Here is a 23,879-nt window from a genome sequence, read left to right on the forward strand (position 1 = left end):
CGGTTTCCCGGCATAAACCGCTCCCCAACAGAGCACGTGCTCTTCCGTGGGGGGTGCGGGGGGCTCGGCCCCCGGCCAGCATGCGAGTCGCCTCGGCCCGCGCTCTCCGCGGGCATGGACATGGGCAGACGAGCCCCCGGTCGGGATCGAACCGACGACCTCCCGTTTACAAGGAGGGACGGTCTGTGCCTCGTGCCTTGATTGCCCCTGACCTGCTAGCCGCGTAAATCCCGTCGAGCACGAAACTGCTAGACGGGTGCTCGTCATCCGCCCTTCTCGGCGAGGTCCTCGTCCTGCCTCTCGCGCGCGAGGTCCTCGTACATGGCGATGACGCCCTGAGCTACCCGGATGCGCTCCGCCGGCGGGAGTGGCAGCGCTCTGATCCGCTCGATCTCCTCCGCCAAGCCCGACACCTGTGCCGACTGAGTCTTTGGCCGCTGCGCCTCGGCTATGAGCGACTCGACCTCGGATTCGGTCCGAGGCATGCCGGCTGCCTTGAGGGCGTGGTCGGGTTCGGCGCCAACTCCTAGCGCGGCTGCAACGACGGTGACCGCTGGTGGGCGGCCTCCTTCTCCGCGGATGATCTGGCGCCAGCGGCTGTCGCTGATGCCGGATCGGCGGGCGGCTTCGCGGCCGGAGATGCCGGCGTGCCGTCGTGCTGCTTCTAGGAACTGGCCGAGCTCGGTGGGCGCGAGATCGGTCATAAGGGCACCCTACGGCCTTCTGCGCAAAACTGCGCAACATCAAACATGAATGAGTGGTGCGGATCCTTCACGCACTGCGTTACACTTCTGCGCTTTTCTACGCAGTCCTACTTGCGTACTGCGCATTTCTGCGCAAGCATGATGCCCATGACCGACACGGCACCCCGGCGCCGCCAGGTACCTGGCGGCGTAGACGGGCACCGCATCCGGCGGCTCCGCGTTGCGGCGGGCCTCACCGCCGAGAAGCTGGCCGAACGCGCCGCACCGACCAGCGTGCAGCACATCTGCGACATCGAGCGCGGCCGCCGCCGGCCGTCCGCCCCGCTGTTGCACCGCATCGCCACCGCCCTCGGCACCACCTCTGCAGTCCTCATGGAACCGGAGGTCCAGCATGTCGACGGCTAACCTCCCCGCTACGCACAGAACCCTGCTTGCTACGCGCGCAGCAAACGTGCGGTGGGCGCACGTGAATTCCCCGGAAGCGCGACGAGCGGCGACCGCTGCGGCGACCGCCGGCCATCGCCGGAAGTGGGAGCGGCAAGCGGACCCGGACGGCGTTCTGCCGCCGGACGAGCTGGAGGCCGCGGTGGACCGGCTGAAGAAGGCGCACTACGCGCTCATGGCGCTGCGCTCGGCCCAGGCCCGCGCGGCGAGGAAGGCCAGCTAGCCCGAAGAAGACCGGCGGCCCCGAGGAATCGCTCGCCAGCGCTCGGGACCGCCCAGACACCCAAGGAGTACCACATGGCCAGCAAGAAACCGACCCGCAAGCCGCAACGAGCGATGCTCGCCCAGATTGCACTCGCCACCACCCTGCCCCTGCCCGAGACGGTCAGTTTCAAGGCCGATCACGGCATCCTCTACCTGCACTGCGGCTCCATGGCGGACGGGTTCGCCTGGGTGGTGCACTTCGGCGTCGAGGCCCGGAAGTACGAACTGGACGGCATTGGGAACCTGACGCACTCAGACGTCGTCTGGGACGGCTGGGATCTCCGCGTAATCGCTTCGGAACCCGACCCCGTCCCCGAAAAGCTGCCCACTGGCACCGAGACCGCACTGTGCGAAATTGCTGGCGGTGCCCGGTGACCGAGGCCGACATCTACGCCGTCATCGCCACCGTCCTCGCGCTGCTCCTCGCCGCCGCCTTGATCCACATCCGGGCTCTCCGGGCCGACAACGGCAACCTCAGCACCGCAAACCGTCTCCTCGGCAAGGGCAAGGCCGACCTGCGCAAGGAACTCACCGCAGCTCGCTACGACGCCGACACTGCCATCGTCGAGCGGGACGCCGCACTCGACGCCGCCGACATGCTCCGCGTCGAACTCAACAAGAACCTCCGCTGGCGCAACGAGCTCCGCCAGGCCGCCGCCGAGGAAACGTTCCTCATGCAACCGCCGAACCGCAACGAGCGCCCGGCACCACGCAAGACCGACGCCTGGGCGTCCCTGATGAACGCCCGCTTCCAGGCGCCCGCCGTGCTCCCGCCCCACGAGCAGCAGCAGGACGGGGACACCGCATGAGCCGGCCGCTGATCGTCGTCATCGTGATCGCTGCCCTCTCGGTGGCCACCGCCGTCGTGCTGATCCTGCTCGGCGTCGCCCAATCGCGACAGTGCGAGCCGGCCCAGCCGGACGTCTCGGTGAACACGCCGCCGATCCACCCGCCGCAGCTGATCCCGTGGCCGTCCGACCCCGAATCAGCCGAGACCGGCTCGCCTGCCCCGTCCCCGCAGCTGGCTCCCCAGCTCCCGGGCCGGCACCGTCAGGACACCGTTCGCACGGTCCCCGCTGACTGGATGCCCGCGACCGGCGCTGACCGGATCCGGGCGCTTGAGCAGACCCGCATGATCCCGCGGCCGGACCTGTCGCCCTCGCGGAAAGAGGGCGGATCGTGATCGACCCCATGTTCGGGCTGATCAGCCTCGCCGCGTTCGGCTACGCCGCCTACCAGCTGGTGATGGAGCGCCGTGAGCAGCGCCGCGCCCTGGCCTTGATCCCGCGGCCGCGGGAGGCGTCGTGACCGAGCCGCTCACCGAGGCGCAGTCCGCCGCCGAGTGGGCCCAGGTGCTCCGCGATCGCCCGCCCATCGTCCTGGCGACCGGGCCGGCCGCCGACGCCGACCGGGCCCGCGCCGACGCCACCCACCCGATCCTCGTCGCGATGCGGGCGGCGGCCACCAACCATTACGACCTGAAGGGGCAACCCCGATGACTTTCACCTTCACCAAGGCCACCAAGAAGGCCGCGAAGGCCCGCATCGCCCTCGAAGGACCGTCGGGCAGTGGCAAGACCTACACGGCGCTGATCACCGCCCGAGCCCTCGGCCAGCGCATCGCGGTGATCGATACCGAGCACCGATCGGCCAGCCTGTACGCCGACGAGTTCGACTTCGACACCCTCGAACTCGACAGCTACGACCCCCAGCTACTCACCAGCGCACTCGCCGCCGCGGCCAAGGCCGGCTACGACGTGATCGTCGTCGACAGCCTCTCGCACTTCTGGATGGGCACGGACGGCATGCTCGAACAGGTCGACCGGGCGGCGAAGCGCTCCGCCGGCGGGAACACGTTCGGCGGCTGGAAGGAGATGCGGCCCACCGAACGCCGCATGATCGAGGCGATGCTGGCCTACCCCGGCCACCTGATCGCGACGCTGCGCACCAAGACCGAATGGGTGGTCGAGGAGAACGACCGCGGGAAGAAGGTGCCCAAGAAGATCGGCCTCAAAGCCGAGCAGCGTGAGGGCCTGGAGTACGAGTTCACCCTGGTCGGCACGCTCGACCTGGACAACACGCTGGTAGTCACCAAGAGCCGCTGCAAGGCGCTCTCCAGCGCGGTCATCCACCGGCCGGACGCCTCCTTCGGGCAGACGCTCGGCGACTGGCTCCAGGACGGCGAAGCGGGCCCGACCGCGGAAGAGATCCGCGACGAAGTTCTTGCCACGCCGGATGCCACATACGACGAGCTGATCGATGTTTACCGCAAGGCGGAGCGGCACGGCCTGCTGATGGCGGCGATCATCACGAACACCGGCGATGAGATGTCGCTGGGCGACTTCGTTAAGTCCCGTGGCCTGGAGGCCAAGGCGCGAGCCGCTCGGGCCGCTGACGAGCAGGTGCCGGCGTGAGCCACAAGCCGACTACCGAGCAGGCCGCGGTGATCGACGCCTTCACCGCGGCCGACCGGCCCACCATCGTCGTCCAGGCTGGCGCCGGCTGCGGCAAGAGCAGCACGCTGAAGATGGCCGCGCAGGCGCAGCCGAACCGCAAGGGCGTGTACATCGCGTACAACAAGGCCCTGGCGACTGAGGCGAAGCGGGACTTCCCGGCTCGGGTGGACTGCCGGACGGCCCACAGCCTGGCGTTCGGGCCGGTCGGTCGGCACTACATCGACCGGATCAAGGGGCCGCGGGTGCCCGCGAAGGCGGCGGCGGAGGCGCTCGGGATCAACAGCCCGGTGGAGCTCGCGCCCGGCCTGGCGCCGCTGTCCCCGATCACCCTGGCCCGTATGACCATGGCGATGGTCGGCCGGTTCCTCAACAGCGCGGACCAGGAGCCGGGTGTGCAGCACCTGGAGCCGGTCGACTCCTACAGCGACGCCGAGAACGCCGAGCTGGCGAAGTACCTGGTGTACGCCCGGAAGGCGTGGGATGACCTGCAGTTGGTCCGGGGCGGGAAGCTGCAGTGCACGCACGACGTCTACCTGAAGATCTACCAGCTGTCGCGGCCGCAGATCCCGGTCGACTACGTCCTCCTCGATGAGGCCCAGGACCTGTCCCCGGTCATGGCGAGCCTGTTCCACTTCCAGGACCACGCCCAGCGGATCATGGTCGGCGACTCGGCCCAGGCGATCTACGGCTTCCGGGGCGCGATCGATGCGATGGAGAAGTTCGTCGCGGACCACAGGCTCACGCTGAGCCAGTCCTTCCGGTTCGGCCCGGCGATCGCGGCCGAAGCCAACCGCTGGCTCACTCTGCTCCGGGCCCCGCTCCGGCTGCGAGGCTTCGAGCCAGCCGGATCGGTCTTGGCCGCGCTCGCCGAACCCGACGCGGTCCTGTGCCGGTCGAACGCCGGCGCGATCGCCCAGCTCGTCGACGCCGTCCGCGGCGGCCGCCGGGCCGCGCTGGTCGGCGGTGGCGATGACCTCGTACGCCTCGCCCAGGCCGCCATGGACCTGATGGCCGGCCGCGGCACCGCGCACCCGGAGTTGCTGGCCTTCAAGACCTGGTCGCAGGTCCAGGAGCACGCCGACCTGGACGACGCGTCCGGCTCGCTGAAGGTCCTCGTCAAGCTGGTCGACGAGCATGGCCCGCAGCAGCTGCTCGCGCTCGTCTCCACGCTCGTCGACGAGCAGCACGCCGACGTGATCATCTCCACGGCGCACAAGGCCAAGGGCCGCGAGTGGGACCGGGTCCGGATCGGCACCGACTTCCGGGAACCACGCCGCGACAAGCTGACTGGCCGGCCGTTGTGGCGCAAGGACGAGCTGATGCTCGCCTACGTCGCGCAGACCAGGGCCCGGAAGGTGCTGGACCGGGGTGGCCTGGCCTGGCTGGACGACTACGACCACGGCGGCCCGGCCCCGGACTCGTGGATCGCCCGCGCGGTGGCCAAGCACCCCGCCGCGGTGATCCCGGACCTGCCGGACGCATACGACCTGGGCGAAGAGGACCAGCACTGCGTGAAGTGCGGTCAGGCCATGCGATTCGACGTCTACGCCCGTGAGGACGGCCTGTGCCGGTCCTGCGGCGAGATCAAGGACCACCCCGAGTGGGCTGAGCGCGATGACTGGACGTTCGAGTCGCCGACGGCCCCCACCGATGTCGAGAAGGCGGAGTTCGAGCGGCTGCTCGACCGGTCCTCGCTCGCCGTCGACCCCGACGGCGTCGGCCCCGCGACGCCGGCTGACGTGGCGGAGGTCCGCCGCCGGGCCCGGGAAGCGTTCGGGATCGCCGGGAACACCCCGGTGCCCGCACCTCGCCGGACCGGAGCGGTCGCATGAGCAGGGGTTCCCGGGCCGGCATCGCGCCGGCCCGGGCGCCCCACCGAGGGATCAAGGTCCACCGCTGGAAGAAGAGCCCGACACCCGGCGTGTGCCTGGAATGCCCGCTGCCTCGAGGAAACGCAGTCCACGACGAAGACGCGATCGCCGCGGCCGAGGCGGAACGCGACGCCCGGCAGGCCGAACACCAGCTCAGGACGGGAGACCGGTGATGGAAGACCCCTGTGACGACTGCGGCGGCGTGGATTGCGCCGGCGACTGCCAGGACGACGTGTGCGAGGGCGGCCCGGGCTGCGGCTGCTTCGACGAGAGGTACCGGCCGCACGAGACGGTGATGGCGTTCGCCGAGCTCGGCCTGCTGTGACCTCGCGTCGGTGCCGGGTCTGCGGTCGCCGGCTGCGCAATCCGCTGGCACGGGCGCGCGGTGTCGGCCGCGGCTGCGCCCGCCGCCTCGGCCTCGTCCGCTCCCGGCTTTGCACGACGGTCCTCGTGCGCGCTGCTCGGGCCGCGCCGGTCGGGGACGGCCAGCTCGAACTGTTCGACATCAACCAACTGCTGGAAGACGAGGAGGCCCCGGTTTGACCAGGCCTATCCCCCCGAAGCTGTTCCCGACCGGTGCGAGCGTCGCTGTGGTTTTGCCGCTGGGGCCCGGCGCGATCGCGCACAAGCCGGCCGCCGACAAGCGCAAGACGACGAAGCGTCCGTGGCGGGGTGAAGCGGTCTATCAGGACGTGGCGGTCGCCGCGTGCGACCCGAAGGGCCCGCAGGCCGCGGAGTTCTCGGCCGCCTGGGCGGACCACCAGGGCGCCCTGGCCTGTACCGAACCGGCCTGCTTCCCGAACGCCTGACCCCCCTCGTTCTCCGGCCCGGGTGGGGAGGACCAGGCCGGAGAGCGCTCTAGAGCCACGCAGGAGAACCAAATGACGATCGTTACCGAGACCGACGTGCCTGCTGAGATGGCGGCTTCCGTGCAGCACCTGGAAGGTCTGGAACGTGCGATCAAAGGGCTCGAAGACAAGCTTGACCGCCTAAAAGAAGCGCGCAAGGACACGCTCAAGCAGATCGCCTGTGAGGTCAAGCGCCAGCGGGACAAAGATCCTGCTGATTGGGAATCCCCTCGACTTCTAAAAATCTACGAAGCGCTAAGGGCGCCGTTTCTCGGTGAAGCTTGGAAATCGGCGGGCCTTCCGCATCTGCAAGCCATGAAGCGGGACGTGGATCGCGCTAGGCGCTATGCGCCGAACGATCCGGACTCTGACGGCTGGGTTGGGCAATGGGAGGTCCGGCAGGAGTCCTGGGGGCCGGTCGGAAATGTCATAGGCAATCGGCCGGGTCCAGGAATCTCGGTCGTCTACGTCTTGTATTCGGCCGACTATTCGCCAGCGTATTGCGGAAGCACTAAAGATTTCGAGAAGAGGCTTTTGGCTCACTTCAAGAATGGAAAGGAATTTGTCGCGTGGCGCGCTGTTCCGTGTGAGGACCGCGAGCGTGCATATGAGCTTGAGGACCGATTGCTTAAGGAGCACTGTCCGCCCCTTAACAAGAAGGCCAGTAGGTGAGCTACAAGGCCGTGCAGTGGGCCATGGACGAGGCACCCATGCTCCGGATGCCGGGTTCCGGCCTGCCGGACACGACCGCGCGCGCCGTGCTCGTGGCCCGTGCCGAACGCGCCGACGAGCACGGCGGCAACTCCCACGCGGCCGTCGCCGACATCGTCTGGCGCACCGGATACGACGCCCGCACCGTCGAACGCGCCCAGGCCCGGCTGGAGGCAGCCGGCCTGCTCGTCGACGACGGCGTCACGCGGTGGGGAACCCGCCGCTGGAACCTCGACATGACCAAGCGCCGTAACCCCGCCGAACGCGACCAGATCGAGGAGGACATCGATCGGAAGAAGGCCGAACACGCGGCCCGGGAACGGGCCCGTCGTGCCCGGCAACGGCAAGAACGTGCGGACGCAGAATCCGCACGTGCGCACTCAAAATCCGCACGTGCGGACGCACACGACGCACGTGCGGACGCACACGACGCACGTGCGGACGCACACGACGCACGTGCGGACGCAGCGCCGGGGGAACCACCCATGAACCACCCAGGAACCACCCGAGAACCGTCCTTGGAACCACCCACTGGGGGCGCGCCGCCCCCAGACCCCCGGCGGCTCCCGCCGGCTGCGCCGTCGGGAACTGAACTAGATCGCTCACTCTCCGAGCCGCTCACCCCAGCCCAAGACCAAGAGGGTGAGTCACTCCCGCGTACGCACGCGCGCGACGAGCCCGCAGACCTCCGCCTGGTCGCCGCCAACCCGCAACCGGCACCCAGCGCCGAACTGCTCATCCGGCCCGGCACGCCCGCCGTCGTCGCCGACGCCATCCGCCGCCGGGCCACAGCCCGGCACGAACACCGCACCCGCAACGCCTCCTGAGGAGTCCCCGCTGTGCCCGATCTCCCTGCACCGCACCACTCAGCCGCCCTCAACCGAATGGTCGGCCTGCCCCCGCTGTATCCCGAGCTAGAGCCGCCCTTACCGCCGGTCCCCGTCGCCCAGCTGGACGCCGAACGCCGCCGGCTCGAACGTCGCCAGCGTGGCGCCGCCCGAGCCCGTGCCCGCCGAACCGCCGCCTGAACAGGAAGACCCGATGCACAAGCGACACACCACCGGCTACTACGACCAGCTCCACGCCCAAGCCCGCAACATCGCCCAGCGCATCGTGGCCGCCGCCGACGCGCTCCCCGCCGGCAAACCACGCGCCACCGCCGCCCAGCTACTCGCCCAAGGCCCCATCGCCACCGAGATCGCCCACGGCGCCCCCTGCTGCCTGACCGACCAGCTCGGCCTCGCCGTCCTGGTCGCCGCCGAACTCGGCCTCCACACCCGACCCGACAGCCGGCCCATCCCCGATGCGACACCTGACCCCGGGTGAGAAACGCACCCGCGCAGCGGCCGCCGCAGCCGTCGCCCGGGCCCACGCCAGAGCCACCCGCAAACCACCGCCAGAACCACCAGGACCGCACGACGACCCCGCCTGGCGGGTCACACCTGCACGAGCCCGACAAATACGCTTACAGATCGAATCGGAGCGCCACCATGGCCGACGTTGACACCCAGCTGAGCCACATCCGCATCACCCAGAAGGACCTCCTGACCGAAGCCAAACTCCGCTTCGGAGACGACCTGTTCGCCATCGCCTTCCGCTGCCCGCACTGCGACGACGTCGCCACCATCGCCGAATTCCGCGACCTGCAGGTCGACCCCGGCCGCGCCGGCCAGGAGTGCATCGGCCGCCACCTCGGCGCCCTCGACAAGAAGCACGCTCCCGGCGAATACACCGGCCGTGGCTGCAACTGGGCCGCCTACGGACTCCTCCGCGGACCCTGGGAGATCACCCTCACCGAAGGCCGCTCCATGTGGGCCTTCCCCCTCGCCGGCGAACCCCACCCCGACGGCCCTGTTATCCGCACTATCGCGGAGGTCATCCGCACCATCGCGGAGAAGGCCGAGGTCACCCGATGACCGACAGCCAGCCACTCCCCGAACTCCCTCGTCACCTGCTCGACTCGATGATCGCCAGGGACCCGGCCGAGCCCGAGCCGACATTCCCGACAGCCCCGGACACGGAAGAGCTGGAGCAGGGCGGGGTTTGGCACGCCGACGGCATCCTGCCCTGCGCCACAGGCCGCCCCTACCCCCACCAGAACACCGCCGAGTGCAGGATGGTCGCCCGCCCGGTAACCACCTTCCGCGAGCAGCGCGAGGCCTTCGAGCTGCCCACCGTCGCCGAGTCCCAGAAGCGCATCACCGCGCTCGAAGAGTCGCTCAAGGCTGCGCTCGCCGAGCTCAGCGAAGCCCATGCCGAGAAAGAGCACTACCACCGGAACTACGCCGCCGCCCTGCTCCACTACGACCACCTGGGCGACGTCGCCGGTGTCCTCGTCCAAACCGTCCGCAACTGGAAGCACGGCGACAGCACCGGACCACTCGACAACGCAGCCGCCAAGGTCGCCGCCGTACTCGCAGCCAACGCCGACGACTACCTCGTGATGGTCCTCCTCACGGCCAAAGGCGAGGAATACCTCGACTCCATTCGATTGCCAAGCGACCACCAGGGAAGCGAGGGCGGTTCGGTTCCCCATAACGCGCAAGAGCCTTCGGATTCGCCGATCTTCGACGCCGTCAAGGGTGTGCGAGAGGAAGTAACCGAAAGTGGTGCGCTACACCATAATGGTCACTATGCGGTACGGAATCCGAGCAGTTTTCGCGCTTCTGTTCCGGTCGTAAACAGCGTCAACGACCGGGGCGAAACGCAAGAACCGGTCACGTCCGAGCGTTACATGATGGCGACCCACGCCCATCACACCTACGCCGGCCAACTCAGCCGCTTCCCCGCCCAACTCGCGATCATCCACGGCGAGGACAGCGACGACTGGGTCGGCGAGTGGGCCGAAGGCTACGGCTACGTCAACGTCCGGTTCCCGAAGAAGACGACCCGGGAGCTGACGCCCGCAGAGATCGACCACTACGACGGCGCGTACATCCAGATCGGCGCCGCGGTCCGGAAGATCCAGCTCAGGCCCACCGGCGACACCGTCCAGGGCACAAGCCAGCCGATCGCGACCGTCGGCGGCCCCATCGCGCCGCAGTACGCCATCGAGGACGACGTTCAATGAGCGACACGATCAGCATCCTCGGCGTCCGCGTCGGCCCTACCGAGGCCCGCATCCTCGCCATGTACGCCGCCGACCTCAGCGCGGACGACATCGTCCAGAAGACGGGCGCTGAGCCCGTCGCCGTCAGCCGCGTGCTGACCAGCGTTCCCGGCGGCGGCCGCGCCGGCGCCGGCCGAATGGTCGCAACCTGGCTGATCCGCACCGGTCGAGTCGACATCGCGACTGCCGCCGCCGCATCAACGACCGACGGAATCTCCGCGGTCGTTGCCCGCGCAATCGCCAGCGAACGGCCGAACCTCGTCTCCCTGGCCGACCGGATCGCCGACCTCGCCGACGACCTGGAGAAGCAGCTCACCGAGCATGAGAAGACGGCCGAGCTGCGCGCCGAAGCCGACAAGCTGGAGGCGCGACTCGCGGAGATCCGAGCCCAGATCGGTACCAGCAGGCGAGGCAAGACCGACCCCGTCACCACACCGTTCCCGGCGCCTGACGCCAAGGCGGTCCGTGCCTGGGCGGCTGAGGCCGGCGTCGACTGCCCGAAGCTGGGCAGGGTGCCTGCGTCCGTGGTCCAGGCCTACGAGCGGGCCCAAGCGACCGGGGGACCGGCATGACGGCCCTGATCGAGCACGTCGACCCCGACCCGAATCTGCTCGGCTGGGCCATGATCGGCTGCGCGCTCATCGGCCTCCGGCTCCTCTGGAGGCTCTGGTGACCATGCCTTTCCGGATTCTGCGCTGGGAAGACCCACCCCACGCCCAGGCACCGGCCAAGGGCGGCGGGCGCAGCAAGTGGACCGAGGTCGCCGACGCACTCCGCGAGGAACCCGACAGGTGGGCGGTTCTCTACGAAGGCCGACCGTACGCGGCCACCACGCTCGCCACGGTCATCCGCTCCGGGAAGATCCGCTGCTTCTGCCCGACAGGCTCATTCGCCGCGGTCAGCCGCAAGCACAACGACGTGGTCACTGTGTACGCCCGCTACGTCGGCGAGCGCGCTACGTGAGCGCACTGGCCCTCGTGTTCGCGGTTCTCGCCGCCGCGTTTGCTGCCGCTCGCTGGGCCGGCCTCGGCCGCTGTCTGGTGTGCGGTCGGCTGTGCCGGTTGTGGACCGACCTCTGCTGGCTTCACCGCAACAACCCGTAGACCCGTGGACCGCCGACCGCCCCCGGCGGCCCACCACACCCAGGAGCACCAATGGCTCAGAAACATGCAACCGTCCACCTGCAGGTCGAGGGAATGCCCGAAGTCAAGGCCCGAATCAGCGCGCTGACCTCGGTACTCGCCGAGCGTGAGCGCGAGCTCCTGGAACTGAAAGGGCCGTGCAGCAGCACGGCGTGCCGGCTCCACTACGCCCACAGCGGCCCCTGCGACACCCGGGAGAAGCGATGACCAAGCAGCAAGCCCTGGCCAGAGCGCACATGATCGCCGCCCAGGCCATCCGGAACGCCATGGCCGACCCAACCGCGCTCGACCACCTTGACCCGGACGAGGCCCTGGAGATCAAGGCCGTGGTGGACGAGCTGGAGGGCAACCACTGGCGGACCGCGCGCCGACTCAACCACGACTCCTGGCCGAAGCCGGAGAGCACCCGATGACCAACGTCAGCATCACGATCGCCCACCCCGACGACGAACACCTCCGCGTCAAGGTCAACGGCAGGACGGTCGCCACCGCAAACCACGACGAGCACGGCTGGTCCGGCATGGATGCCGTCGAGAAGACCGCCCGTGCGATCGCCCAAGCAGCCGGGATCGCCGTCGACGAGACGTGGGACGACGAGGACGACGAGTGATCCAGCATCCGCACCAGTTGCACGCCCAGGCCGCCCTCTGGTCCCTCCGCCGCGCCCTACGCCACCTCCACGACAACCGCGACACGTTCCTCGCCCGCCGCCCCCAACTCGGCCCCAGCACGTCGCGGCCGCGCTCGCTCGCCTCCCTCCAACGACACGACGCGCGTCTCCTCGAGGAGAAGCCCGACCGGATCCGCCTGGCCGGCTCGAAGGCCGGCGCCACCTCGGCGCCCGGCGACGTCCCCGGTCTGAGCGACCTGGAGCGGGAGGTGAACCAGGCCCTGGTCGAAGCCCACGGCCTGCTCGCCTACCATCACCACCGCGATCCGCTGCTCGCCTGGTCCGGGCACTGGCGCCAGCTGCTCGACGAGTGGGGTGTGCGCCGGGACGCACGGTGGACGTGGCTGTCGACGGTGCTGCCGGTGACCCGTCCGAAGATCGCCCAGGCGGTCGGCATCACTTTGGCGGACGCGGATGCCCGGGTGCGCGCGTACGCTCGCCTCGACGAGGACCTGGTCGTCCCGCCGTACGTGCCGCCGTGCCCGGCGTGCGACCGCCGCCGGCTGCGCATCCAGACCAGCGCGCCGGACTCGGCGCGGTGGACGATCGTGTGCGCGCCGTCGTGCATCTGCGCAGGTGAACGGTGCATTCCCTGTGGCGAGGAGTGCGAGGCCGACTGCGAGGGGCACGCCTGCTCGATGGATGTGCCGACCCACGGAGTGAGGCATATCTGGGCTGCGGATTCTCCCCTTGCGGCGTCGATCCGGGCAGGCGTGCAGATTGTGGGGCTGGCCGCATGACGGGCTTCGACGAGTGGCCGGAGGAACTGCTCAATGCCCCTGTGCGGATGTGGTTCTGCCCAGACCGGCAGGTGCACGGATACCCGCTGAATTCGGGTCACGTTGAGTGGGATCGATACGGCATTGCCCGGTGCCTGGCTGACGGATGCGAGCGGACTAGCCGTGATCCGCGATCCTGAGACAGGCCAGCCGTGGGGTACCGCCCGCGAAGTCGCCCAAGAACTTGGCCTGGACCGCCGTACGGGCCCCGAGCTCATACGCTTCTGGGCCCGCCGCAGTCGCGTTGCCCGCAAGCTCCTCCCCGGCCCGGGCCGCGGCATCGTGTACTACAACCTGGCCGAGGCGATCGAGGAGGAACGCAGGTCACGCCGCACGGGGAAAGGCCGGCCTCGCGCTTGACAGAATCGGATCACGAACGCAATATCTGACTTGTCCGTTTGAGCAGGTGCTGACGAACCCTGCCCAAACATCGAAATCTGCGCAGCCCCGGAGTGCCCACGCCACTCCGGGGCTGTTGTCGTCTCCAGAGGCTGCGGGGCCAAGGGCTGGAGACGGCACAGGGTGTGGCCAGGGCACAGGGGACTCCGGCCACACCCGCAGAACTTCGGGCCCGCAAGGCGGGTACCCGGCGACGCCGGCAAGGCCCGGCCCGCACCCACGGAGGCGAAACCATGGGCAAATACCGTCCCGTCACCGAGGAAGAGAAAGACCGAGTCTGGGCACTCCACGCCGATGGCCTCTCCCGGAACGCGATCGCCAAGGAGATGAAGCGCGGCGCCCGCACCATCTCCAAGATCTGCGACGAAGCCGGCCTCCGCTTCGACGCCCACCGCACCAGCGAAGCCGTCCAGGCCGTGAAGGACGACGCCCGAGCCCGCCGCGCCGCCCTCTCGCTGAAGCTCCTGGACGACGCCGAAACGCTGCGCACGCGGATGCACCAGCCGCACACCGTGCACCGGCTCACCAACGACGGCATGATCACCGGCACGATCTCCCGCCCAGACCCGCGGGACCAGCGCGATCTGATGTTCGCCGCCGGCATCGCCATCGACAAGAGCCTGCGCCTGGAAGAGTTCGACGCCGACCCCGGCATCAACGGCGCGAAGAGCATGCTCGGCGCGCTCGCGAAGGGCCTGGGCGAGGCGTACAGCGAGCTGGTCGACCAGCCGCCCAGCGATGGGGATTGATGTCGATGCAGTACGCCGACAGCTGTCGCCGATCCACATCCGCTCCCTGGTGGAGTCGACCGCGCGCCTGAACATCTGGCAGGGCTCGGTCCGCTCGGGCAAGACGGTGGCGTCGCTGCTGCGCCTGCTGATCGCGATCGCGGCCGCGCCCACCCACGGCCGGATCCTGATCTTCGGCAAGACGCGCGAGAGCGTCAACCGCAATGTCTTCTCCGTCCTGCAGGACCCGGACATCTTCGGCCCCCTCGCCAAGATGACGAAGTACAACCCCGGTGCCGCCCTCGGCTCGATTCTCGGCCGCCAGGTCGACGTGCTCGGCGCGAACGACGCCAAGGCCGAACCCAAGGTCCGCGGCATGACGCTGTGCCTGGCCTACGGCGACGAGATCACTACCATCCCCGAAGCCTTCTTCACGCAGGTCCTGGCGCGCCTGTCGGTACGCGGCGCCCAGCTGTTCGGCACCACCAACCCCGACAGCCCAGCGCATTGGCTGCGGAAGAAGTACCTGCTCCGCGGGCAGGGCTACGGCGGCACCGGCGAGCTGAACCTGCGCACCTGGAAGTCCACCCTCGACGACAACCCGCACCTGGACCCGCAGTACGTCCGCGACCTGAAGACCGAGTACGTCGGGCTCTGGTACAAGCGGTTCATCCAGGGCGCCTGGGTGATGGCCGAAGGTGCGGTCTTCGACATGTTCGACGAGGACCGGCACGTCATCGAGACCCTGCCGCCGATGTACCGGTGGATCTCGCTGGGGATCGACTACGGCACCCGCAACGCCACCGCCGCCCTGATGCTCGGTGTCTCCGACGACGGAGAGCTGATCCTGTCGCACGAGTGGCGGCACGACCCGGCGATCGCCCGTCAGCAGCTGACCGACTGGAAGCTGTCGAAGCAGCTGCGCGCCTGGATGGCCGGCCTCGACGACCGGGGTCAGGTGGGCATCTCGCCAGAGTGGCTGTGTGTCGACCCGTCAGCGGCCAGCCTGCGGCTGCAGCTGCACGAAGACGGTTTGACGCCGGCGCTCGCCGACAACGACGTCCTCGACGGCATCCGGCTCGTGTCGTCGATGCTCGGCACCGACCGCCTCAAGGTCCACAAGTCGTGTAAGGGGCTCCTCGACGAGATCCCCGGCTACTCGTGGGACGACGAGGCGGCGGAGAAGGGCGAGGACAAGCCGGTCAAGGCCGACGACCACAGCATCGACGCCGCCCGGTACGCGATCACCACCACGGAGGTCCTGTGGCGGCCGCTCGTCCGGGCGGCCGTCGAACTCGCCGCATGAAGGAGTCTCCCGCATGCCCACGCCCCGCCAAGCAGCACAACAACAGCGCCTGGCCGAGCTCGGACCGTTCCTGAAGGGCTCGGAGGTCGCCGCCATCTTCGGTGTCGACCGTAAGACCGTCGGTAACTGGGCACGGGCCGGGAAGCTCAGCAGCGTGCGCACCCCGGGCGGGCACCGCCGCTACTCGGAGCCGGAAGTCCGCGCCCTCGCCGCCCCAACCCCCGCCTGAACAGGAGTCCTTATGCAGCTCAGCATCGGCCGCACCGTCCACTACAAGCTGTCCGCTGGTGACGTCGTGCAGATCGACAACCGCCTGCCGGTGTACCGCGGCCAGCAGGTCCGCAACGCGGTCCAGGAGGGCCAGGTGCTCCCGGCCGTCGTCACCGCGACATTCGGCGCTGGCCTGACGGCGAACCTGAAGGTCCTGCTCGACGGCGAGGACGACTACTGGGCCACCTCGCGCACCCTCGGAGACGGGCCCGGCCACTGGTCCTGGCCGCCGCGCGTCTGACGCGGGCACGTGAGACCCGTCCGGAACAACAACTATGTCCCGATCGATCTCCAGGACCGCGCCAAGCGCGTCGTACTGAAGCTGGTCAAGGATCGCCTCGACAAGTCCGACCCAGAGATCGAATTCGACCTCTCGAACGTCTTCGTCGTCTGGTTCGCCAAGACCCTCGGCAACTGGAAAGCGCTCGCCTCCACCACCCTGCCCGACGGCAAGTACTACGAGCTCACCTACAACGGCGCCAGCTCCGAGCTCTACGTCGACACCTACGTCAAGGTCGACAACGTCTGCCTCAAGGCCGACGAACTCGACAACTTGCCCTGACCATCTGACCCGAAGGAGGCCAGCGTGCCGATCCCCACCGGCGGCACCTGGCCACCCCCGGAGTTCGTCCCCGCGTACCAGGCCTACCGCGACTGGGACGCCTGGTACGACGGCTCCGCCGACAAACTCCGCGACGTCTACCGCTGGCGCGACAGCAGCGGCCAGTCCCTTCCACCGTCGCAGCGGGCCCGCGCCGGCCAATACGCCGGCGGCGTCATCGGCGCCGTCTCCCGCTGGCTCTGGGGCAGCCCACCTCCAGTCGGCGCCCGCGACGGCCGACTCCACATCCCGCTCCCCGCCGACCTCGCGCGCACAGCCGCGGACCTGATCTTCTCCGAGCCCCCGGCGATCACCAGCGAGAACAAAGCGGTCCAGGAGCGGCTGGAGCAGCTGGAGGAAGACGGCCTCCACACCCTCCTCCTCCACGCCGCCGAAGCCGCCTCCGCCCTCGGCGACGTCTACCTCCGCCCCGTGCGCGATCCCGAGGTGTACGCCGACCGGGCGTTCCTGGCTACCGTGCACGCCGACGGCGCCATCCCCACCATCCGCTGGGGCCGCCTTGTCGAGGTCACCTTCTGGTCGGTCCTGGCCACCGACGGCTCCAAAGTCGTCCGGCTACTCGAGCACCACGAGCCCGGCCGCATCGTCCATGCCGTCCACGAAGGCACCCAGGAAAAACTGGGCCGACCGGTGCCACTCACCGAGTACACCGCCTCGGCGCACCTGGCGGACCTGGTCGACGCAGACGGCGCCGAAGAGACGAGGCTGGGCCGGCTGGATGTGGTCCGGATCCCGAACGCCGGCCCGCAACGCAAGTGGCGCACCATCGCCGGCCTGAAGTACTTGGGCCGCAGCGATTTCGACGGCAATGAGCCGATCTTCGACAACTTCGACGAGACCTGGACGTTGTGGATGCGCGACGTCCGCCTGGCCAAGGGCCGGATCGTCGTCCCGGAGTACATGCTCCAGTCGAACGGCCGCGGCCAAGGCGCCACCTTCGACGCCGACCGCGAGGTGTGGGCCGCCGTAAACGCCTCACCGGGCAAGGACCCGAACCTCGGCCAGCAGCTGTCCGCCAACCAGTTCGACATCCGCTGGGAGGCCCACAAAGCGACGGCGGAATCCCTGTTCGAGCAGGCGCTCCGGCACGCCGGACTGAGTAGCCAGACGCTCGGCGAGGAAGGCGACATCGCGGCCACCGCCACCGAAGTTCAGGCGCGCGAGCGCATGAGCTTCACGACCAGGGGAAACCGGATCTCGGGTGCGTGGCGGCCTGGGATCCCCCAGGCCATCGAGCTGCTTCTGGAGTACGAGAACGCCTGGAACCTCGCCGCCGCGGTGGAGCCGGAGCGGCCCGCCGTGGAATTCCCGGACGGCGTCCAGGACGGCCCGGAAACGATCGCGAGGACCATCCAGCTTCTTGACGCTGCCACGGCCATCTCGATCGAAACCAAGGTCCGTATGCGCAGCCCAGACCTCGACGACACGCAGGTTGCCGAGGAGGTGAAGCGGATCAAGGACGACCAGGGGGCTGGCCTCGATCCGGAGCTGTCCCTCGGCGGCCTCGCCGGAAACAAACCACCCGGCGACAAGGCCGAGAACGAGGTCGACCCTGAGGAGTAGCCGATGGCGGTCGACCCGGAACGCATCGAACAGATCGTCCGAGCCACCGCCGACCTCTACCGCGAAGCCGAACAGCAACTCGTCCGCGCCATCACCCGGCACCTGACCGTCGGGCTCGAGACCCCGCAGTGGGCAACCGAACGCCTCCTCGCCATCGGGAAGGTCCGCGCGGCTGTCGCCGAGATCCTCGACGACCTCCGCGGAGAGCTACCGGACCTGGTGCTGCAGGCGGTGACCGAGGCGTACGAGAGCGCCGACGCCAGCGTCCTCGGCGAGATCCCAGAGCAGGTCGCCGCGCGGCTGCAGGCGGCCGTCGCGCAGCCGGCCCTACCGCGGCCGCAGGTGATCCTGGCCCTCGCCACCGCGCTGGTCCGGGACATCGGCGCACGGCACTCCAACGTGCTGCGCCACGTGATGGACGTCTACCGGCGGGTCATCGCCGAGGCCACCGCGGGAAGCACGATCGGCGGCCTCACTCGCCGACAGGCGGCACAGATCGCCTTCGCTCGGTTCGTCGAGCACGGTGTGGCCAGCTTCGTCGATCGTCGCGGCCGTCGCTGGCGCCTCTCCTCGTACGTCGAGATGGGCGTGCGCACGGTCACCCAGCGGGCGGCCGTGCAGGGCCAGGTCGACCGGCAGCAGCGCCTCGGCCTCGACCTGGTCATGGTCAGCAACGAAGCCCAGGAATGTGTGCTCTGCCGCCCGTACGAGGGTCAAGTCCTCCGGATCGATCCTGGGCCGACTGGGCGGATCACGGTGCCGCACCAGCTCACCGGCGAGCCGATCCAGATTGAGGTGCGGGCGGTGCTGGCTGACGCCCGAGCCGCTGGTTTCCAGCACCCGAACTGCCGCCACAGTGTCCGCGCGTACCTGCCTGGTGTGACGCGGCTGCCGCCGAGGCCGACCGCCGACCCGGCAGGTGACGCAGCTCGGCAGCGGCAGCGTGCGATCGAACGGTCGATCCGGCGGTGGCGCGAGCGCGAGCTGGGAGCGTTGACGCCAGTGGCCGCTGCGCAGGCCCGCGCGAAGGTCCGAGCGTGGCAAGGCCAGATGCGAAAGCACCTGGCCGCCCACCCGAGCTTGAAACGGCTGCCCTACCGAGAGACGATCGGCGCCGGCAGCCAACCCCGCTAGACCGGATCTTCAGTCAGCTCCACGGTCGCTGTCGGCTTCGGCGCGTTGGCCCACTCTCCGCCAGGGAAGGGCGTCGGGATCTGCTCCTCGCCGGCCGGCGGGTCAGCTGGCTCGGTTGGGGTGGCCGGCGTTGTTGTAACGACCGAGACATGCGCGCGGCCAGCTCCGGCGGTCACTTCGACGGCCACCGCCGGTGACTTCTTGCCCGCTTCGATCCCCACTGTGTTCTCCGATCTGGCCTTGGCCGGCTGATCCGACACGCACGCGTTGTACGTCTTCTTGTAACTCCGGTCGGCTGCGACGTCGCCTTTCACCACGCGGTACGGCTTGCCCTCGCGTGCATAGCCGGCCTTGGCGCCCGTCGTGGCGTCGACTTGCCACAGCACGGTGCCGTCCGTGCAGCTGTGCGCCCCGACGGCCTGGATGGTTCCGGACGGGCTCATGCAGCCGGCGGAGGCCTTCGCCTTGTCGACGACCTTGCCCGGGATGAACACGTCGGCGCAGGCCGGTGGCGGCGGTGGCTGGCTGGCGGCGGGGGCGGCCTCGGTCACCACGGGGGCGGGGTCTTCGGTGCCGCAGCCTGTCGTGCTCAGCGCGAGTGCGGCCATCACCACAACGTGACGTGCCCTCATCGATGCTCCTCTGTCAGGGGACGAAATGGGGCGCACGGTAACGACCGCCACGCAAGGCGCGGCGGACAACGAGTCCGCGGACAAGGTGCCGCCATGACACACAGGAGTACCCATGCGTCACACCCGCCGACGTGCCCTGAACCTGATGTCCGGAATCTGGACGGCGCCGCGGCCACCGCGAGGGGGCTGGCACCGCAACGATCCCGGCGACGGCGGAGGGGACGGGAGCGCCGGTGGCGGCCCTGCCGGTGGCGGCGCGAACGACGGCGGCGAGGGCGGTGACAACGCCGGCGACGGCGGCAAGAAGCCGACGTTCGACGGTGACTTCGACGCCGACAAGGCCAAAGCGGCGATCGCCTCAGCCCGCGAGGCAGAGAAGAAGGCCAGGCAGGCCGCCAAGGACAGCAGCGACAAGCTGGCCAGCGTGCTCAAGGCGCTGGGTATCGGCTCCGACGGCAAGGCCGACCCGGAGACCCAGGTCAAGGAGCTGACTGACCGCGCGACCGCGGCCGAGCAGCGCGCGAACGCCCTGGCCGTCAAGGCGGCCGTCCGGGACGCTGCCGACGCGCACCAGGCCAACGCCGGCGAGTTGCTCGATTCCCAGAAGTTCCTCGGCCAGCTGGCTGAGTTCGACCCGACCGCGAAGGACTACGCCGACAAGGTCGGCGAACTGGTCAAGAAGGCGGTCAAGGAGCACCCCGCGAAGTACGGCACCACCACCGCCAAGGGCGGCGGCAGGTCCGGCAGCAGCGACCACACCGGCGGCACCGGCCGCACGCGGCCCACCAGCATCCGCGAGGCCATGGCCCGCAGCAACACCTGAGACCCGCGCCGCACGCCGGCGCCCCGACGACCACGGGAGTAACCGTGACCATCACTCTCGCCGACGCGCAGCGCAACACCGCGTCGGACGTGGACTACGCGGTGATCGACGAGACCCGGCGCACCAGCTGGCTGCTCGACCAGTTCACCTTCGACGACGTCGCCACCCCGGGTGCCGGCGGCGCTACTTTCACCTACACCTACTCGCGGCTCACCCAAACCCGGGGTGGCCAGTTCAGGGCGTTCAACAGCGAGTACACGCCGGCTCAGGCGGCCCGCCAGCAGTACACGGCGCGGCTGTACCCGTTCGGCGGCTCGTACACCCTGGACCGGGCACTCGCGCACCTGGGCCCGCGCGCGACCGACGAGCAGGCGTTCCAGACCAGCGAGCTGGTCAAGGGCGTCGGCGTCACCTTCTCCGACCAGCTGATCAACGGCGACAACGCCGCCAACAGCCTCGGCTTCGACGGCCTGGACGTCGCCCTCACCGGCAGCGTGACGGAGTTCTTCCCGAACACGTCGACCTACTACGCCGACTGGACCGCGGGCACCCTCAACACCACCACGCTGGCCATCCAGGCGACGGACCTGCTCGACGAGTTCCTGAGCCTGCTGAACGGCGAGCCCGGCGCCCTGCTCGGCAACCGGCTCCTGATGAACCGGATCAAGGCGATCGCCAAGCTCGCGGGCATGTACACCCTCGAAACGGACGCCCTGGGCCGCACGATCGAGCGCTACGGCCCGGCCGTCCTGGTCGACCTCGGCACCGTGAACAGCGACATGACCGGGCAGACCAGCTACGTGGTCCCGGTCGAGACCCGCGACCCGGACGGTGGCGGTGGTGGCGGCAACATCACCAACCTCACCGACCTGTACGCGGTGCGTTTCGGCATGGACGGGTTGCACGGTGCGTCCCCGGCCGGTGTGCCGCTGATGCAGCAGTGGCAGCCGGACTGGTCGACGCCCGGCGCGGTGAAGTCGGGCGAGGTCGAGATGATCGCAACCATGGTGCTGAAGCACAGCCGCTCGTGCGGCGTCTTCCGCAACATCAAGGTCAAGTGAGGTCGGCTGATGCGCTACTTCAAGATCTACACCCCGGACCCGACCTACACCGGCCGCATCGGCTCCGTCTCCTTCGCCGACGGCGAAGCGCGGGTGTCCTTCGACGACACCCGCAACGCCGACGGCATCTGCCTGGCCGACGAGCACCAGGTCCAGGTCGGCCGCAGCGCGGTCCTGTTCGCCCGCCGGCGCGGCTACCGCCTCGTCGAAACCGATGAGGCCGGCAAGCCGCTCCCCGACGAATCCGACGAACAGCCGAAGCGGCCAGCGTTCGAGCCGCTGCCCGGCTCCCCGTCACGCGCCGCATCCAAGGCGGACTGGGTCACCTTCGCCACCGACGGCGCCCCAGAGGGCCTGCGGCTGTCGAAGGAGCAGGCCGAGGCCCTCATCCGCGACCAGCTGGCCGAGAAGTACCTCGGCCCGAAGGAGGACTGAGCGATGCAGCTCGGTGGATATACGCGCAACGTGCGCGACCTGCTCGAGTTCGCCAACGCGGCGGACCCGGCCAGCCCGGACACTTTCTTCCGGCGCAACCTGCCCCGGGTAGGCCTGTACGACTCGGCCGGCGACACCGGCCAGGTCGCTCTCGCCACGGGCGTGATGACCTCGGTGCCGGTCTTCCTGAGGGCCGGAGACCTGATCACCAACGTGAACGTCCGGTCCGGCGCGACGGCGGCGAACGGCCCGACCAACCAGTGGGCGGCGCTCTACAGCTCGGCGGGGACGCCGGCGCTGCTGGCCCAGTCGACCGACCGGACCACCGAGGCGTGGGCGGCGAACACCACGCGCACGTTCGCTCTGGCGACTCCGCAGCGGATCGCCGCGGACGGCCTCTACTACGTCGGTCTGATGGTGGCGGCGTCGACGGCGGTGCCGACGCTGCTCGGCAGCGTGGCCGCTCCGGCGATCGTGACGGGGGAGCGGGCGCTGTCGCAGTCGTCCGGCTCGTCGCTGACCGGCAGCGCGCCGAACACAATCGCGTCCACGACGGCGAAGCAGTTCGTCCCGTACGTCGTCCTCACCTGATCTCGGTGCGGGCCTGGGTGCTGAGGAGTCACCTGGGCCCGCACCGTTCTAGCAGCCCAGGAGGGGCGCATGAGCAAGAACATCGGCGGTGGTCGGCCGCTGCGGGTGTGTGACCTGTGCGGCGGCGTGGACGATCACCCGCGGCACGTCCTCACCGACCCAGCCCAGGGGTTCGAGAAGCCGTCGGACGCGGTGGTCGACCAGGTGCTCGCTGAGGCGCCGGCGGCCGAGCGGTCCCGGCTGGTGCGCGAGCTGCTCGACACGTCCGCGTCGGATCGGCACATGGACTGCTGCCGGGTCGCTGGGTGTCCGACTGGCGACTGCGGGACGCAGACGGCTGGTGCGGAGGAGCTGCGGGGTGGGGCGCTGCTGGCGCACCTGATGGAAGGGGCTGGCCGGTGACGACAGGCGTATCGAGCACTTATGCGGACGCGGTCCTGAACGTCCGGCGGAGCACGACCTTCACCGCCTTCACGCCGTACCTGAAGGCGCACACCGGTGACCCGGGCAGCGCGGGCACCAGCAACGCCTCGGCTGAGACCACCCGCAAGGCCGTGACATACGGAGCGCCCAGCACCGTTTCGACCAACCGCTCCATGACCGGCTCGGCGGTCAGCTGGACGTCGTGGTCGGCAGGGTCGGAGACGATCTCCCACGTCAGCGAGTGGGACGCACTGACGTCCGGCAACTTCATGATGTCCGGGGCCCTCGCGAGCAGCAAAAGCGTGACGAACGGGGACACGTTGAGCGTGACGCCGACGGCGACGCAGGGCTCTCTGGCGGCCTGAGATGGCAACCGGGACGATCCTGCTCAATCCGGGGGCGGCCTCGCTCCCGGACGGCAGCGCCAGCAACCTGGCGCCCGGCCTGGCGATGACCAAGTCGTCCGCGACCGCACCAGGCATCTACGTGCTCAAGGCACTGTTCGACGCCACCAACGAAGAATGGTGCTGTTGGCAGCTGCGCATGCCGGACGACTACGCGTCCGGGCTCACCGCCAAAATCCAGTACGCCATGGCCAGCGCCACCTCGGGCGGTGTCGCGTGGGACGTACGGATCTCGGCCACCTCCGACGGCGACGCCCAAGATGTTGACGCGCAGGACTTCGCGTCGGCGAACGTCGGCACGGCAACAGTGCCCGGTACGGCCGGGTACCTCGACGAGGTGTCGATCAGCCTCACCAACGCCGACAGCGTGACAGCCGGCGATTTCGTCGTCGTGCGGCTGGCGCGTGACGTAGCCAACGGGAGTGACACGGCTACCGGCGATGCCGAGCTTCTGGCGTTGGCCTTGAGCTACACGACCAGCTAACCGAGGG

39 protein-coding genes and 1 pseudogene are annotated in these 23,879 nt (G+C 69.4%); 38 read left to right on the forward strand and 2 right to left on the reverse strand.

All coding sequences use genetic code 11. The annotated features are described in order from the left end of the window. Positions 1 to 263 precede the first annotated feature (263 nt). On the reverse strand, positions 264 to 704 hold the full coding sequence (locus AB0M02_RS00215) for a helix-turn-helix transcriptional regulator (RefSeq protein ID WP_364219035.1): 441 nt from the start codon (positions 702 to 704) through the stop codon (positions 264 to 266). A 147-nt stretch (positions 705 to 851) separates the two neighbouring features. Between AB0M02_RS00215 and AB0M02_RS00220 the strand changes: the two genes are divergently transcribed. From AB0M02_RS00220 to AB0M02_RS00370, 31 genes and pseudogenes are all read left to right on the forward strand, one after another. Then, the gene (locus AB0M02_RS00220; RefSeq protein ID WP_364219038.1) at positions 852 to 1,109 is read left to right on the forward strand and encodes a helix-turn-helix transcriptional regulator; all 258 of its coding nucleotides are present in this window, start codon (positions 852 to 854) and stop codon (positions 1,107 to 1,109) included. Positions 1,110 to 1,170: 61 nt separating this feature from the next. Then, entirely contained in the window at positions 1,171 to 1,371 is a 201-nt protein-coding gene (locus AB0M02_RS00225) for a hypothetical protein (protein WP_364219041.1), read from the forward strand. A 74-nt stretch (positions 1,372 to 1,445) separates the two neighbouring features. Continuing rightward, a complete protein-coding gene (locus tag AB0M02_RS00230) occupies positions 1,446 to 1,787 on the forward strand; it encodes a hypothetical protein (protein WP_364219044.1) in 342 nt (113 codons plus the stop codon). After that, the gene (locus AB0M02_RS00235) at positions 1,784 to 2,221 is read left to right on the forward strand and encodes a hypothetical protein (protein WP_364219047.1); all 438 of its coding nucleotides are present in this window, start codon (positions 1,784 to 1,786) and stop codon (positions 2,219 to 2,221) included. Before AB0M02_RS00230 ends, AB0M02_RS00235 begins: the two co-directional genes overlap by 4 nt. Further along, positions 2,218 to 2,595, forward strand: a complete 378-nt coding sequence (locus AB0M02_RS00240) for a hypothetical protein (protein WP_364219050.1) — start codon at positions 2,218 to 2,220, stop codon at positions 2,593 to 2,595. Before AB0M02_RS00235 ends, AB0M02_RS00240 begins: the two co-directional genes overlap by 4 nt. Continuing rightward, the gene (locus AB0M02_RS00245; RefSeq protein ID WP_364219053.1) at positions 2,592 to 2,720 is read left to right on the forward strand and encodes a hypothetical protein; all 129 of its coding nucleotides are present in this window, start codon (positions 2,592 to 2,594) and stop codon (positions 2,718 to 2,720) included. The genes AB0M02_RS00240 and AB0M02_RS00245 overlap by 4 nt, the downstream gene beginning before the upstream one ends. Then, on the forward strand, positions 2,717 to 2,911 hold the full coding sequence (locus tag AB0M02_RS00250; protein ID WP_364219056.1) for a hypothetical protein: 195 nt from the start codon (positions 2,717 to 2,719) through the stop codon (positions 2,909 to 2,911). The genes AB0M02_RS00245 and AB0M02_RS00250 overlap by 4 nt, the downstream gene beginning before the upstream one ends. Continuing rightward, complete coding sequence (locus AB0M02_RS00255; RefSeq protein ID WP_364219059.1) at positions 2,908 to 3,825, forward strand: ATP-binding protein; 918 nt, start codon at positions 2,908 to 2,910, stop codon at positions 3,823 to 3,825. Before AB0M02_RS00250 ends, AB0M02_RS00255 begins: the two co-directional genes overlap by 4 nt. Further along, complete coding sequence (locus AB0M02_RS00260; RefSeq protein ID WP_364219062.1) at positions 3,822 to 5,699, forward strand: UvrD-helicase domain-containing protein; 1,878 nt, start codon at positions 3,822 to 3,824, stop codon at positions 5,697 to 5,699. Before AB0M02_RS00255 ends, AB0M02_RS00260 begins: the two co-directional genes overlap by 4 nt. After that, complete coding sequence (locus AB0M02_RS00265) at positions 5,696 to 5,911, forward strand: hypothetical protein (protein WP_364219065.1); 216 nt, start codon at positions 5,696 to 5,698, stop codon at positions 5,909 to 5,911. The genes AB0M02_RS00260 and AB0M02_RS00265 overlap by 4 nt, the downstream gene beginning before the upstream one ends. Continuing rightward, positions 5,911 to 6,063 carry a hypothetical protein gene (locus AB0M02_RS00270; protein WP_364219068.1) on the forward strand — a complete coding sequence of 51 codons (153 nt, stop codon included), beginning with the start codon at positions 5,911 to 5,913 and terminating at the stop codon, positions 6,061 to 6,063. Before AB0M02_RS00265 ends, AB0M02_RS00270 begins: the two co-directional genes overlap by 1 nt. Then, positions 6,060 to 6,107, forward strand: a pseudogene (locus AB0M02_RS00275) (hypothetical protein); the annotation flags it as partial. The gene AB0M02_RS00270 and the pseudogene AB0M02_RS00275, both read left to right, overlap by 4 nt. Before the next feature lie 170 nt (positions 6,108 to 6,277). Further along, complete coding sequence (locus AB0M02_RS00280; protein ID WP_364219071.1) at positions 6,278 to 6,547, forward strand: hypothetical protein; 270 nt, start codon at positions 6,278 to 6,280, stop codon at positions 6,545 to 6,547. 72 nt (positions 6,548 to 6,619) lie between these two features. Next, positions 6,620 to 7,258, forward strand: coding sequence for a GIY-YIG nuclease family protein (locus AB0M02_RS00285; protein ID WP_364219074.1), 639 nt, complete (start codon positions 6,620 to 6,622; stop codon positions 7,256 to 7,258). Further along, positions 7,255 to 8,124, forward strand: a complete 870-nt coding sequence (locus AB0M02_RS00290; RefSeq protein ID WP_364219077.1) for a hypothetical protein — start codon at positions 7,255 to 7,257, stop codon at positions 8,122 to 8,124. The genes AB0M02_RS00285 and AB0M02_RS00290 overlap by 4 nt, the downstream gene beginning before the upstream one ends. Before the next feature lie 214 nt (positions 8,125 to 8,338). Beyond that, positions 8,339 to 8,623, forward strand: a complete 285-nt coding sequence (locus AB0M02_RS00295) for a hypothetical protein (protein WP_364219080.1) — start codon at positions 8,339 to 8,341, stop codon at positions 8,621 to 8,623. Positions 8,624 to 8,787: 164 nt separating this feature from the next. Then, positions 8,788 to 9,213 (forward strand): VVA0879 family protein, encoded by a 426-nt coding sequence (locus AB0M02_RS00300; protein WP_364219083.1) that lies wholly within the window; start codon positions 8,788 to 8,790, stop codon positions 9,211 to 9,213. Beyond that, complete coding sequence (locus tag AB0M02_RS00305; RefSeq protein ID WP_364219086.1) at positions 9,210 to 10,367, forward strand: hypothetical protein; 1,158 nt, start codon at positions 9,210 to 9,212, stop codon at positions 10,365 to 10,367. Before AB0M02_RS00300 ends, AB0M02_RS00305 begins: the two co-directional genes overlap by 4 nt. Further along, positions 10,364 to 10,978, forward strand: a complete 615-nt coding sequence (locus AB0M02_RS00310) for a histone-like nucleoid-structuring protein Lsr2 (RefSeq protein WP_364219089.1) — start codon at positions 10,364 to 10,366, stop codon at positions 10,976 to 10,978. Before AB0M02_RS00305 ends, AB0M02_RS00310 begins: the two co-directional genes overlap by 4 nt. A gap of 97 nt (positions 10,979 to 11,075) precedes the next feature. Continuing rightward, a complete protein-coding gene (locus tag AB0M02_RS00315) occupies positions 11,076 to 11,369 on the forward strand; it encodes a hypothetical protein (RefSeq protein ID WP_364219092.1) in 294 nt (97 codons plus the stop codon). Between the two features lie 191 nt (positions 11,370 to 11,560). Next, positions 11,561 to 11,755 carry a hypothetical protein gene (locus AB0M02_RS00320; RefSeq protein ID WP_364219094.1) on the forward strand — a complete coding sequence of 65 codons (195 nt, stop codon included), beginning with the start codon at positions 11,561 to 11,563 and terminating at the stop codon, positions 11,753 to 11,755. Beyond that, positions 11,752 to 11,961 carry a hypothetical protein gene (locus tag AB0M02_RS00325; RefSeq protein ID WP_364219097.1) on the forward strand — a complete coding sequence of 70 codons (210 nt, stop codon included), beginning with the start codon at positions 11,752 to 11,754 and terminating at the stop codon, positions 11,959 to 11,961. Before AB0M02_RS00320 ends, AB0M02_RS00325 begins: the two co-directional genes overlap by 4 nt. Then, on the forward strand, positions 11,958 to 12,158 hold the full coding sequence (locus tag AB0M02_RS00330) for a hypothetical protein (protein WP_364219099.1): 201 nt from the start codon (positions 11,958 to 11,960) through the stop codon (positions 12,156 to 12,158). The genes AB0M02_RS00325 and AB0M02_RS00330 overlap by 4 nt, the downstream gene beginning before the upstream one ends. Then, positions 12,155 to 12,958 (forward strand): hypothetical protein, encoded by an 804-nt coding sequence (locus AB0M02_RS00335; protein WP_364219102.1) that lies wholly within the window; start codon positions 12,155 to 12,157, stop codon positions 12,956 to 12,958. Before AB0M02_RS00330 ends, AB0M02_RS00335 begins: the two co-directional genes overlap by 4 nt. A gap of 671 nt (positions 12,959 to 13,629) precedes the next feature. Then, positions 13,630 to 14,145: a helix-turn-helix domain-containing protein gene (locus tag AB0M02_RS00340; RefSeq protein WP_364219104.1), complete on the forward strand. Its 516-nt coding sequence runs from the start codon at positions 13,630 to 13,632 to the stop codon at positions 14,143 to 14,145. Further along, positions 14,135 to 15,430, forward strand: coding sequence for a PBSX family phage terminase large subunit (locus tag AB0M02_RS00345; protein ID WP_364219107.1), 1,296 nt, complete (start codon positions 14,135 to 14,137; stop codon positions 15,428 to 15,430). The genes AB0M02_RS00340 and AB0M02_RS00345 overlap by 11 nt, the downstream gene beginning before the upstream one ends. Before the next feature lie 49 nt (positions 15,431 to 15,479). Further along, on the forward strand, positions 15,480 to 15,659 hold the full coding sequence (locus AB0M02_RS00350; RefSeq protein WP_364222413.1) for a BldC family transcriptional regulator: 180 nt from the start codon (positions 15,480 to 15,482) through the stop codon (positions 15,657 to 15,659). 12 nt (positions 15,660 to 15,671) lie between these two features. Beyond that, positions 15,672 to 15,941, forward strand: coding sequence for a hypothetical protein (locus tag AB0M02_RS00355; RefSeq protein ID WP_364219110.1), 270 nt, complete (start codon positions 15,672 to 15,674; stop codon positions 15,939 to 15,941). 9 nt (positions 15,942 to 15,950) lie between these two features. Continuing rightward, positions 15,951 to 16,262: a DUF6275 family protein gene (locus AB0M02_RS00360; RefSeq protein ID WP_364219113.1), complete on the forward strand. Its 312-nt coding sequence runs from the start codon at positions 15,951 to 15,953 to the stop codon at positions 16,260 to 16,262. Positions 16,263 to 16,286: 24 nt separating this feature from the next. Next, complete coding sequence (locus AB0M02_RS00365) at positions 16,287 to 17,885, forward strand: phage portal protein (RefSeq protein WP_364219116.1); 1,599 nt, start codon at positions 16,287 to 16,289, stop codon at positions 17,883 to 17,885. A gap of 3 nt (positions 17,886 to 17,888) precedes the next feature. Then, positions 17,889 to 19,019, forward strand: a complete 1,131-nt coding sequence (locus AB0M02_RS00370; protein WP_364219119.1) for a phage minor capsid protein — start codon at positions 17,889 to 17,891, stop codon at positions 19,017 to 19,019. Here the strand turns inward: AB0M02_RS00370 and AB0M02_RS00375 are convergent. After that, on the reverse strand, positions 19,016 to 19,627 hold the full coding sequence (locus AB0M02_RS00375) for a hypothetical protein (RefSeq protein WP_364219122.1): 612 nt from the start codon (positions 19,625 to 19,627) through the stop codon (positions 19,016 to 19,018). The genes AB0M02_RS00370 and AB0M02_RS00375 overlap by 4 nt on opposite strands. 136 nt (positions 19,628 to 19,763) lie before the next feature. On the opposite strand from AB0M02_RS00375, the gene AB0M02_RS00380 reads away from it, so the two are divergent. The 7 genes from AB0M02_RS00380 (at position 19,764) to AB0M02_RS00410 (ending at position 23,872) form a co-directional block, all read left to right on the forward strand. Further along, positions 19,764 to 20,474 (forward strand): hypothetical protein, encoded by a 711-nt coding sequence (locus tag AB0M02_RS00380; protein ID WP_364219125.1) that lies wholly within the window; start codon positions 19,764 to 19,766, stop codon positions 20,472 to 20,474. A 44-nt stretch (positions 20,475 to 20,518) separates the two neighbouring features. Next, positions 20,519 to 21,535, forward strand: coding sequence for a major capsid protein (locus AB0M02_RS00385; protein WP_364219128.1), 1,017 nt, complete (start codon positions 20,519 to 20,521; stop codon positions 21,533 to 21,535). A gap of 9 nt (positions 21,536 to 21,544) precedes the next feature. Beyond that, complete coding sequence (locus tag AB0M02_RS00390) at positions 21,545 to 21,970, forward strand: hypothetical protein (RefSeq protein ID WP_364219131.1); 426 nt, start codon at positions 21,545 to 21,547, stop codon at positions 21,968 to 21,970. Positions 21,971 to 21,973: 3 nt separating this feature from the next. Next, positions 21,974 to 22,561, forward strand: a complete 588-nt coding sequence (locus AB0M02_RS00395; RefSeq protein ID WP_364219134.1) for a hypothetical protein — start codon at positions 21,974 to 21,976, stop codon at positions 22,559 to 22,561. Between the two features lie 69 nt (positions 22,562 to 22,630). Next, the gene (locus AB0M02_RS00400; protein WP_364219137.1) at positions 22,631 to 22,963 is read left to right on the forward strand and encodes a hypothetical protein; all 333 of its coding nucleotides are present in this window, start codon (positions 22,631 to 22,633) and stop codon (positions 22,961 to 22,963) included. Further along, a complete protein-coding gene (locus tag AB0M02_RS00405; RefSeq protein ID WP_364219140.1) occupies positions 22,960 to 23,349 on the forward strand; it encodes a hypothetical protein in 390 nt (129 codons plus the stop codon). The genes AB0M02_RS00400 and AB0M02_RS00405 overlap by 4 nt, the downstream gene beginning before the upstream one ends. Before the next feature lies 1 nt (position 23,350). Then, complete coding sequence (locus tag AB0M02_RS00410; RefSeq protein WP_364219143.1) at positions 23,351 to 23,872, forward strand: hypothetical protein; 522 nt, start codon at positions 23,351 to 23,353, stop codon at positions 23,870 to 23,872. Positions 23,873 to 23,879 lie beyond the last annotated feature (7 nt).

Origin of the sequence: Actinoplanes sp. NPDC051861, assembly GCF_040681145.1 — a bacterium.
GTDB lineage: Bacteria > Actinomycetota > Actinomycetes > Mycobacteriales > Micromonosporaceae > Actinoplanes.